The organism is Ligilactobacillus ceti DSM 22408 (assembly GCF_000423245.1).
Lineage (GTDB): Bacteria > Bacillota > Bacilli > Lactobacillales > Lactobacillaceae > Ligilactobacillus > Ligilactobacillus ceti.
On record NZ_AUHP01000014.1, the window covers coordinates 1 to 12,118 of the forward strand.

General features: G+C 34.9%; 9 protein-coding genes and 1 rRNA gene. All 10 read right to left on the reverse strand.

Annotated features, from left to right (window positions below; genetic code table 11):
• Positions 1–214, reverse strand: a 16S ribosomal RNA gene (locus tag G540_RS0101485); the annotation flags it as partial.
• Between the two features lie 445 nt (positions 215–659).
• Positions 660–1,073, reverse strand: a complete 414-nt coding sequence (locus G540_RS0101490) for a YbaN family protein (RefSeq protein WP_027106565.1) — start codon at positions 1,071–1,073, stop codon at positions 660–662.
• Positions 1,070–2,725, reverse strand: a complete 1,656-nt coding sequence (locus G540_RS0101495) for an amino acid ABC transporter ATP-binding/permease protein (RefSeq protein ID WP_027106566.1) — start codon at positions 2,723–2,725, stop codon at positions 1,070–1,072. The genes G540_RS0101490 and G540_RS0101495 overlap by 4 nt, the downstream gene beginning before the upstream one ends.
• Entirely contained in the window at positions 2,722–4,476 is a 1,755-nt protein-coding gene (locus G540_RS0101500; RefSeq protein WP_027106567.1) for an ABC transporter ATP-binding protein/permease, read from the reverse strand. Before G540_RS0101500 ends, G540_RS0101495 begins: the two co-directional genes overlap by 4 nt.
• Before the next feature lie 30 nt (positions 4,477–4,506).
• A complete protein-coding gene (locus G540_RS06840; protein ID WP_051188914.1) occupies positions 4,507–5,199 on the reverse strand; it encodes a L,D-transpeptidase in 693 nt (230 codons plus the stop codon).
• A 151-nt stretch (positions 5,200–5,350) separates the two neighbouring features.
• Positions 5,351–6,709, reverse strand: a complete 1,359-nt coding sequence (locus G540_RS0101510) for an APC family permease (RefSeq protein WP_027106568.1) — start codon at positions 6,707–6,709, stop codon at positions 5,351–5,353.
• A 35-nt stretch (positions 6,710–6,744) separates the two neighbouring features.
• Positions 6,745–7,671, reverse strand: a complete 927-nt coding sequence (gene arcC / locus G540_RS0101515; protein WP_027106569.1) for a carbamate kinase — start codon at positions 7,669–7,671, stop codon at positions 6,745–6,747.
• A gap of 81 nt (positions 7,672–7,752) precedes the next feature.
• The gene (ptcA, locus tag G540_RS0101520; RefSeq protein WP_027106570.1) at positions 7,753–8,781 is read right to left on the reverse strand and encodes a putrescine carbamoyltransferase; all 1,029 of its coding nucleotides are present in this window, start codon (positions 8,779–8,781) and stop codon (positions 7,753–7,755) included.
• Positions 8,782–8,820: 39 nt separating this feature from the next.
• Entirely contained in the window at positions 8,821–10,578 is a 1,758-nt protein-coding gene (locus G540_RS0101525; protein WP_027106571.1) for a Na+/H+ antiporter NhaC family protein, read from the reverse strand.
• Between the two features lie 46 nt (positions 10,579–10,624).
• On the reverse strand, positions 10,625–11,716 hold the full coding sequence (gene aguA / locus G540_RS0101530; protein WP_027106572.1) for an agmatine deiminase: 1,092 nt from the start codon (positions 11,714–11,716) through the stop codon (positions 10,625–10,627).
• Positions 11,717–12,118: the final 402 nt, after the last annotated feature.

Below are 12,118 nucleotides of genomic sequence, written 5' to 3' on the forward strand. Positions count from 1 at the left end.
AACCATGCGGTTCCTTGAGTTATGCGGTATTAGCACCTGTTTCCAGATGTTATCCCCCTCTTTTGGGCAGGTTACCCACGTGTTACTCACCCGTCCGCCGCTCAAAGTTTTATCGGTGGATGCAAGCATCCGGTGATAAAACTTTGCGCTCGACTTGCATGTATTAGGCACGCCGCCAGCGTTCGTCCTGAGCCAGGATCAAACTCTCAATTTGAATTTGTGACTCATTATTTTTTACTAGCGAATTGACTTCGCAAATGTTTGTTGCTCTTGTTTAAAACAAGAGACCCTACACATTTGGTTTGTCGAAACTTTGTTCAGTTTTCAAAGATCTACTTTTTAATTAATCGCTCTTGTGAAACGACTTAATTAGTATATCAAGTTAACAACTTAATGTCAATAACTTTTTTATATTTATTATTAATCACTTTTTCTTTCAAAAAAGAATTTCAAGCAATCAACTTTTAATATCATACTCTATTATGAAATGAAATGCAAGTTTATTTTGCTTTTTTATTAATAATTTATTGTCGCTCAATCAGCGACTTAATTAGTATAGCATCTCAAATTTAAATTTCAAGCTTTTTTTATAAAAAAAGAAAAAGATTTCAATATCCACAAAAAATGATATTAAAACCTTTTTCTTTTTCATGTCTTAACTAATCATTACGATTAGAAGAACAATTGTTTTCTGGTTTAACTTCCGGTATCGTCTTAACCCCAAAAATAAAGTAAACAACATGTGCCAGCCACACAATAGCTAAAATAATTCGACCCCCTAAAACATGTTTCATCATATAAAAACCAAATCCCATGACAACTGTAACACTAACCAAAATCATAATTTTAGTTTTTAAAAGCATCCCTTTTTTCATAACAAAAGATTCTAAATGTTTTTTATACAAATCTGTTTGCTTAAACCACTTATCTAATCTTTCCGAACTCCGACCAAAAAAGAAAGCCGTCGCTAAATAAAATGGCACTGTTGGCAAAATCGGCACAAATGCCCCCACTGTACCTAACGCTAAACAAATCAACCCTAATCCTACATATATCATTCTTTTCAACTTCACGATTCACGTTCCTCCTTCAATTCATAAATTCGATCAGCAACACGTAAAGTTGAATTCCGATGTGACACCAGGATAACCGTTCGTTTGCCTTTTTCATTATTAATAGAATTTAAAATAATCGCTTCGTTCAAACTATCAACATTACTTGTCGGTTCATCCAATAATAATAAATCACCATCATGTAAAAAGGCCCTGGCAACTCCCAGGCGTAATTTCTCTCCATCAGATAGTAAATCTCCTAATTCACCAACTTGCGTCTCATATCCCTTAGGTAAACTCATAATCAAATCATGGACTGCCGCTTTTTGACATGCTTGTTCCATTTCAGTTTTCGTCGCATGTGGTTTAGCAATTTTTAAATTGGCATAAATAGTATCTTTAAACAAATGTGTCTCTTGCGTCACAAAACTTTCAATTTCGCGTAAATTAGCAGTATTAATTTCATTAACAGAACGCCCAGAAATAGCGACTCTCCCTTGATCTACTTCCCAAAAACGCATCAACAACTTCAAAATAGTCGATTTTCCAGAACCACTTTTACCTTTAATCCCAATAATTTTCCCTTTGTCAAAATCCATCGTAATATCATGTAAAATTTGTTCTTGATCATACGCAAAAGAAATATTTTCTAAAGCTGCTCCTTGATAAGCTACTTCAGCTTGATTAGTAATCACCTTCGTAACCGGTTCTTCATCTAAAATATCCAACACTCGATTTCCTGCTGCAAATGTATTTTCTAAAGTACTCCCTAAATTAGCCAATGCAATCACAGGTCCAAAAGAACTCATCAAAGTAACCGTTGCTAAAATAACCGCACTAAACCCAATCGTCCCTACCAGATAATAACGCGCTGCAACCAATAGCATTAAAACATCAAAACAAATAATAATCGCACTAGTCATCGCAATATTTTTCCCTGTTCTTAATTTCATTTTTTCTTCATATTGAGCCAAATCTGCTGATTGTTGATTCATTGAAGTTAACCGCTGCACTCCACGATCATATTGAATAATTTCACTCAACCCTCTTAAACTATCCAGTACGAAACTACTCATTTTCCCTGTTGTTTGTCGATAAGCCAAGCCTTCATGACTAAATTTAGTAACAATAATCGGCACTAATATACCTATAGTTAAATAAGCCAACAAGGCTATTAAACCTAATACCCAATAAAAATGTCCGATAAACACAGTCATAATTACCGTATAAATACCTGCAATACAGATGGGGGAAACTGTATGCGCATAAAAAACTTCTAATAGTTCCACATCAGACGTAATAACTGAAATCAAATCACCTTTATCTTTATGAGCTAATTTAGCTGGTGCCAAACGTCGTAAAGCTTTAAAAACACGATCTCTAATAATCGCTAAAATTTTAAAAGCTAAATAATGGTTAAAAGCTTGTTCAGCATAACGTAAAATTCCCCGTACAACAGCTAAAATCACTAATAAAATAAATATCACATGAATAGTTAACGGCCCTCGCAACCCCATGACTTTCACAACTGCTAACGAACCAAAAATCGGAATAAAAGTGGCAGCTAAATGCCCCACTACACCCATCAAAATCGCCAATAACATAAAGACTGTCAACGGCTTAACAAGTTGTATCAGTCTCAGCATTATTTTAATATTACTTCTTTTTTTCATGCGTCCTCCTCGAGTCCAACCTTTTCAAGTCGTTCTTGAACTTGCCAAATTTCATGATATTTCCCTGCTGATGTAATTAATTTTTCATGTGTACCTTCTTCAACTACACGTCCATCATGCAATACAAAAATCTGATTAGCCTTCACAAAGTTAGCTAACCTGTGTGAAATCATAATTACTATTTTTTCTTGTGCTAGGCGTGTGATTTCATCTAAAATCGCTTGTTCACTTTCAACATCGATATTCGACGTTGCTTCGTCAAAAATATATACCGGACTTTCATGCAATAAAGCCCGCGCTAAGACTAAACGTTGCGCCTGACCACCAGAAATATTTTGTCCTTTTTCAGCAATTGGCATATCCAAACCGCCTGAATTCATTACAAAATCAACCAGCTTCATTCTACGCAATACTTGTAACATCATTTCATCAGTTGCTTGCGGATTTCCCATCAATAAATTATCACGCACAGTTCCTTTAAACAGATAACTATTATGTGTAACTGCTGTAATATTTTGCATTAACGTTTTTTCTGTAATATCGTGTAATTCAACACCATTAACTTGAACGTGCCCCGAATAATTTTGATTAACCCCGCGTAAAATACCGGCAACAGTCGATTTACCACTACCACTTTCACCAACAATTCCGATTAAGCCTTGATGATCAATTTTAATATTAACCCCTTTTAAAATTTCACGTTCAGGTTCATAAGAAAAATGAACATCACTAAATTCCAACCAAGAAAAATCTTTTGAATTCAAATCTACTTTATTGATTTGTTCTTTTTCTGGCAGATTTAAAATCCGATCAATTTTCTTCCAAGCAGCCATTCCATTCATCGCAATGTGAAAATAACTCCCTAATTGTCGCATTGGAATAAAAAAATCAGCGGCAATTAAAATGATAATTAACGCTCCTCCAAAATCAATATTCCCTGCCATTAATTCTTTAATCGCTAGAATAATTCCCAATGCGGAACCACCATAAGCTACTAAATCCATAATCGTAATCGAATTTAATTGCATCGTTAATACACGCATTGTAACTTTACGAAACTTTTCGGATTCTTGGTTCATTTCTTGATTTTTTATATCATCCGTATTGTAAATTTTTAAAGTAGTCAAACCTTGCAAATTCTCTAAAAAAGAATCCCCTAGAGCAGTGTATTGTCCCCAATATTTTGATAACAATTTTTTAGCCCAAGTTTGAATCAATGCAATTAAAATCGGAATCAACGGTACACACACTAATAAAACTACAGCTGTTTTCAAACTAATAAACGATAACACTACAAATAATGTAAATGGTGCTAACATACTATAAAAAAACTGCGGCAAGTATGCCCCAAAATACGTTTCTAATTGTTGTGTACCTTCGACTGTAACTTGCACAATTTCAGAAGTATTAACAACTTTGTTATATCCCGCACCTAAACGTAAAAGTTTTTGATAAATTTGCGCACGTAATTTTTGTTTAACTTCTTTAGATGCCAAATAAGCCATTTTAGTCGCTTGATACGAACAAAACATTCTAATAATAATTGTTACAACAGTCACTCCCACTAGGATTAGTACTGCTTTTTGGGTATCTATTTTCCAATATAAAAGTTCATATAACAGTTCAATAAATGACACCACTGTACAGATAAATACTACATTAGCCAGCAAAGCAATCCATTGTAACGCCACATTCCAAGCAATATATTTTTTACTTTTCGGAACAGTATTTACCAATTTTTTGTTGATCATACCTTTGGATTACCACCTTTTCTTTATTTTCTAATAAATGTCTACTGGTGTTCCCGTAGGAATATTATCATAAAACCATTTTGAATCTGGCAATGACATACGAATACATCCATGAGAAGCTTCTTGTCCTAATTTAGCAGCTTCTTCCTCTTCTACATGATCTTTATCCCAGAATAAAACACTATGGAATAAATATTCACCATGATTTTTAAAGGAAATCCAGTTATATGCCCAGTCATTATATTTAGCAAAATAATTCGCTGGTCCCCGTTCTGGTTCAATCACAAAATGACCTTTCGGTGTTCCATTACCTAACTTTTCAATCCCAGTTGAACATACAATAGTATAAATTGTTTGACCTGCTTCTTGAATATAAACACGTTGATCTGCTAAAGAAACTTTCACAGCTAATTGACTGGGATTTTTAATTGTTGGATAGGTTGGTTCTGATGGTTCGTTCCAAGCAGGAATACCAGTCGCTTTTTTAGTTTTCTGTGTTTTAGTAACGTCTTCTGTTGCTTTTTTTACAACTTTTTTCTTCGAAGTCGCTTGTTGATGACTCTCTTTTTTGACTTTTTTCTTTTTAGATGTCACCTTTTCTTGTTTAGGTTCTTGTGTTTTCTTTTGTGTTTTAGATGTATCATCTGTAATCAAAAAGAAAACAGCAATTCCACATAAAACGATTCCTATAAACGCTCCAATTGGTAATAAATATTTTTTCACATTAATACTCCTCATATTATAATGATTTCATCTTAGCATAATTAAATTCATTCTTCTAATCACTTTTTATAAATTAAATATCCTTATTAAGATTAAAAAAGAGCCGCGATTAAAAATCGCGACTCTTTTCAATTTTATTATTTATACTATTTTAAACATCAGCTTTTTCACCAGCACGAATTAATAACCAACCAAAGAAGGTTGTAATTGCTGTACCGATAATTAATGTCCATAAGCCAATTCCGCCACCACTATCTTTGAATAAGAAGAAGATAGAAGCAAGTACACAGATTTCACAAAGGAATACACAAAGTTTCAATCCCCATTCTCCACCAGGTACTTTGTAGACATATTTCATATCTTTGTTCTTCTTACGTAATGTAATAGCTGCAGGGAACATGAAGAGGTATGGCAACATGAAGACTACGAAACTAAATGATAAGATTACCCAGAAAATTTGGTTAGCATCTTTAGATAAGCTAAAGTTTAATACTAATAAGAATGTTGAAATAAGACCCATAATAATGTATAAACCATCTGGTGTACCGTATTTCTTGTTCTTATGTCCTAACCATTTAGAACGTTTGTCTAATTCTGAAGCAGAAAGCACTTCATTAGCACCTAATGCCCATGAAACCATGTTAGATACAAGTGTTAATGCAGCAACTACAATAACAATTACGAAAATTGGACGTGAAAGAGTTGGTCCAAAGACACTACATAATTCTTGTAATGCGTAGAAGAAACCATCAGCTGAGTCAATTTTATCAGCTGGTAAAGCTACTAAAACGCCGAATGTACCAAAAACATATAACGCTGTAATAATTACACCCGCAAAAACTGTCATTTTTGGAATTGTTTTTTCAGGATCTTCAATTTGGCTACCAATAGAACCAATTAATTCAAACCCTAATAAGTTGTAGGCAATGGCAGAAATATATTGTGTTGTGTTGTCAAAACTTGGGATAAATGCATGTAATGAGAAATCATTGTTTGCACCGAATTTAATTGCATAAGCAATTCCCAAAAATCCGAAAATAAGTAAAACAGCAACTTTACAAATAGCTGCAATATTAGAAACTGTAACTGATAAATCGACACCCCGGATACCGATATAAACGATCAACCAGCACATTGCAACTGCTAAACCACATAAAACCCAAGGTGATGCATCTGGCATAAATGTGTAGCTAATCCAGTATGAGAAAGCAATAAATACAGCTGGCATCCAAAATGCTACGTTAACCCAGTAGTACCAACCAACCATAACGGCTGTTTTTTCACCATAGGCTTGTTTAACCCAACTATAAATACCACCATCATCCGGATAGTTACTACCTAACTCAGCACTAACCAATCCATAAGGTAAGAAGAAAACAATTGCTGTAATGATCCAAAGTGTAATAGATGATACCCCGATGATAGCTGGTGCTACGAATGTATCTAAAACTAAGATACTACAAATTGTAAAGAGGATACTTTTCCATACACTAACTTTTTGCTCGGCCATCTAAATCCCTCCTTTATTTTACTTAATCCAATAGTTTACTTTTCAATAAGTGTTCCGCTTGCACCATTAATTGCTTTACCAGCATTTTCAAGTGAAGCAATCAAGGCTTTACCACCAGCTTTAGCAAATGCCATCGCAGCTTCAACTTTAGGAAGCATGCTACCTGGAGCAAAGTGACCTTCTTCAATATATTTTTTAGCTTCATCAAGATTCATATGATCAAGATGTTTTTCGTTTGGTTTACCAAAGTTAATCGCAACTTTATCAACCGCTGTTAAAATAACTAACATATCTGCATCGACTAATTCAGCTAATTTAGCACTAGCAAAATCTTTATCAATAACAGCTGGAACGCCTACTAAATTACCATCTTTTTTAATAACAGGAATTCCGCCCCCACCGACTGTAATTACAATTTTACCAGCATTAACTAATTCATTAATTGATGCTTTTTCAATAACATCGATTGGTTTTGGTGATGCTACAACTTGACGATAACCACGACCAGCATCTTCAACCATATCGTAACCTTTTTCTGCAGCAATCTTTTCTGCTTCTTCTTTCGTATAGAAAGCTCCAATTGGTTTAGTTGGATGAGCAAACGCAGGATCTTTTTCATCAACTAAAACTTGTGTAATTAAAGTTACTGCTTTTCGATCAATACCTTGATGTTTTAATTCATTATCAATACTATTTTGTAAATGATAACCAATATAACCTTGGCTCATAGCACCACATTCTGGGAAAGGCATATCAGCAGCAATTGCACCATCAGCAGCAGCTACACTCATTGCCAAATTAATCATCCCAACTTGAGGACCATTTCCGTGTGCGATAACAACATCATTACCTGCTTTAACTAAATCAACAATTGACTTAGAGGCATTTTTAACTAATTTAAGTTGCTCTGTTGCAGTTTTTCCTAAAGCATTCCCACCAAGAGCAATTACAATTTTAGCCATTCTAAGCAACTCCTTTTCATAAATAATATTTCTGCACCTACCACAATTGAATAGATGCAGAAATACGTTTATTTCAGTTTATTAATCTACTTCTTTTAATAAGCCTTTTTCTGCCATGAACATATCAAGTTCTTCTTTGACAGCAATTTTTTCTGCTTCTAAAGATTCTTTCTTGTAACGTGTTAAGTATACTAAGATACCGCGCATAGCTGTAAGACGGTTTCCTGCTTCTTCCCAGCATAATGATGCATCAGAATCAGCAACTTCATCTGTAACATCTTCACCACGTGTTGCAGGTAAGCAGTGCATGAATTTGCAACCTAAGTTACCTAATTGCATAAGTTCACGGTTAACTTGGAAGTCTTTGAAGACACGCACACGTTCTTCTTTTGGCATTTCGTTTTCGTATAAGCCATACCATACGTCTGTGTAGATAAAGTCAGCACCTTTAACAGAGTTACGATCATCTGTTACTAACCAGCTACCACCATTTTCTTGAACATTTTTTTCCATGATTTCTTTGAAATGATCATTTAATTGATGTCCTTTTGGTCCATAGTGTACGAAATGCATACCTAAGTGTGTTGTAATCATACCTAAAGATGCACAAACTTGTGTTGCATCACCAACGAAGACTACTTTACAATCTTCTAATTTCTTGCCACGTGGTAAGTTTTCAAAGATTGTACACATATCACCAATTTCTTGTGTTGGGTGGTTATAATCACTCATCGCATTAATAACTGGGATTGTGCAGTTGTCAGCTAATTCTTCAACTGTTTTATGTTCAATAACACGTGCCATGATAATATCAACTAATTCAGATAACACTTTACCTGTATCACCGATTGTTTCATGTCCACCTAATTGAATCATACCTGGTCCTAAATATTGAGCATGGCCACCTAATTGTTCCATTGCTGTTTCAAAGGATACACGTGTCCGTGTGGATGATTGTTGGAAAATCATTGCCAATGTTTGGCGTCTCATAAGATCTGGATAGTAACCATTCTTAATACATTTCTTAATTTTTAATGAAAGGTTGATAATGTCAATAAGTTCTTCTTTTGTAAAATCTTGTGTATCAATTAAATTTCTAACTTTTTCCATGGTTAGACCCTCCTGAAATGTTGAATTCTATTTTATGTTTTAAATCTTTTTACCGATAAATAATAATGTTAAGAGACAACTTATAGTACAACCGACTAAGGAAATAAACGGTGAAATTCCAAATCCCGCCGGTAAAAATCCAAAGATTGCAGCGCTAATTGCTGCGGTTAATGCGTAAGGTAATTGTGTTTTGACATGATCGATATTCGGACATCCGGCGCCAACCGATGACAATATCGTTGTATCTGTAATTGGACTGCAATTATCACCAAATACTGCTCCAGAGAGAACTGCTGCTATTGATGCAAAAACAAACTGTTCAGCATAACCCAAACCTGAACTTTGCACTGCACTATAGACAACTGGTAAAGCAATCGGCATCACAATCGCCATACAACCAAAACTACCAACTACAAATGAAATTACACAACATGTGATAAAAATTACGACAGGTAATAAATAGTAAGGTACATTTGCACTAACTAAATCAACTAAATAATAGGCGGTTCCTAAAAGTCCGACCACTTTAGCAAGACACCAAGCAAGCACTAACACAAATACTGTTGAAAATATGCTTTGGGCACCTTTTAGCCAAGCTTTCAGACCGGCCCTAAATTTTAATTTTTTAGTAAAACAACCCATGACTAAAGCTACAACGGCTCCTAACAAAGCAGCTTGGATAATTATTTTCACAGTATTTGCATAGCTAAAACTTAAATGTATGTAGCTAAACGAAAATCCTGCGTTTTTGTCAATAACTCCAGCTTTGATTGCTTGTGACATTCCATCAACATAAAAACCAATTACGGAATATATAATTAATGTAATAATTGGTAATAACGCTGACCAAATACAGCCTTTTTCAATCTTTTCATCATGTGACTCTAATACTTCTTGTTTACATCGTTTGCATGTAATTCTTGCGCGTCTCTCTGCATAAAGCATGGGACCATATTCACGACCTAATATGATAGTGATAAAGATTAAAAATAACGCCATGAAATTGTAAGTTCGATATGGTAAACTTCCGACAAATTGATTGTAAGCACTAGCATGAACACCAGCGAGATCCAGTCCCGTTTTAATCGCAACTAATTCTGCTGATATCCAGCTAGATACTACAACCATACCAGCAACCGGAGCTGCTGTTGAATCTACAATATACGCTAATTTCTCGCGTGAAATACCTTGACTATCAGTAATTGTTTGCATTGTAGGGCCTGTTATTAAAACATTGGCATAATCATCAAAGAATAAACAACTTCCCATTAATTGTGCTGTTAAAGCAGCTTTTTTCGGTGAATCAATTCTTCGTCGTAAACTATCTGCCAAAGCAGCAAAGCCTCCATTAGAATGAATTAATTCAACCATGCCACCAATCGTAAAACATACTCCAAAAATCTGTAAATTAAATGGATCAGTTGCAACGTGGAAAATCGTTTGAAAACTCAAACCGAACACTTCACCAATTTTACTAATTGTACTTCCGGTTCCAAAACTCGCTCCCCAAATGGCATATCCTGTCAAAATACCCACTATTAAAGCTAAGAGAACGTCATTTAAAACAAAAGCCAATATCACAGTAATTATGATTGGAACGAGCGTTATCACACCGAGATTTTTTCCGGTAGCTACGAGGACTTCTTTAACGCCCGTATCATCAGCCAAAAATTTCTTAACAAATGTGAATGTTTCAATTTGACCTTGATGCGACCGGCCATTCAAAAATGAAAAGCAGAAAATAAATATTACGAAAATGCAGATACTAACAATAAGATATTTTTTTCTTCCTTTCATCTTGAACGACTCCCTACTATCTATGCTCTTTTAATAAGATAGAATCTTATTTACATTGTTGTTGTGTAATACAGTGAATATTACCACCACCAAAGGCAACTTCTTCTGTACGAACGCCGACACATTTATGATCTGGGAACCATTCTTGAATCGTCTTAAGAGCAAGTTCATCATTTACGTCACCGTATTGAGGTACGATTACACCACCGTTAACAATTAAGAAGTTCATGTATGATGCGATTGATACTTCACCATCTTCACGTGGTAATGTTCCTTCTACGTAGTCAATTTCAAAGTCGCCTTTAATTGTTACGTATTCTTTAGGCATGCATAATTTATGAACTTTTAATTTACGGCCTTTAGCATCTGTTGCTTCGCTAAGTGTCTTGTATGCATCTTGACATGCTTGGTAGAATTGACTTTCTTTATCGTCTGTCCAGATACAGCCAACTTCACCAGGGCGAATGTAACATGCAACGTCGTCGATATGGCCATTTGTTTCATATGGATCAATACCATCTTTAACCCAAATAACTTTTTCAACGTTTAAGTATTCTTTTAATTTTTCTTCAATTTCTTCTTTTGTCATATGAGGGTTGCGTCCTTCGGAAAGAAGACACATTTCAGTTGTTAAAACTGTTCCTTCACCATCAACGTGGATACTACCACCTTCTAAAACGAATCCAGGTGTACGATAGCTATCAACACGTTCGATTTCGCAAACTTTTTGAGCTACTAATTCATCTTGATCCCATGGGAAATATAGTCCATCATGAAGTCCGCCCCACGCATTGAAATCCCAATCAATGGCACGTACGTCACCTTTATCGTTTACTACGAATGTTGGGCCACAGTCACGGATCCAGGAGTCGTTACTTGTCATTTCTACGACACGGATGTCGGAAGATAACATGTTACGGCAGTTTTGGAATTGAGCTGGAGATGCACAAACTGTTACATCTTCGAATTCACTAATTGCTTCTGCAATATTTTTGAAAACTTTTTGAGCTGGTTTAGCACCACTTCTCCAGTTATCTGTTCTTTCAGGCCATAGCATCCAAATTTGTGATTGTGGTTCAAATTCTGCGGGCATGCGGAAACCATCTTTTCTTGGTGTACTATCAATTCTTTTAGCCATGTTGTAACTTCCTTTCAAAATATAATATAATAACATCTTTGTTCATTTGCTTAAGCTTAATTCTGTACTAGTACTAGTTAGTAATTAATGCTTGTTAGTTGTTTTCTTATAAGCCTCAATCACTATCTATATTATATTCCACCATTTTACGTTTGTGTGCGTTTTCAAAGAGTATGTAACAGACGTAACGACGTTGTAAACTGTTACATTTCACGTAACAGTTTTTCTTTACTTTTATTTTTTTTCGCTAATTTTTTTACTGTTTTATCACTAGAAAACATTGATTTATCAACATTTCTGTTTAGGGAGGGTGGAACGGTCCAATTAGTTTTTTTCGTTTTTTAGCATCATGTTACTGTTACTGCCAATCGTTACATATGTTACTCCTAAACCCTTTGACAA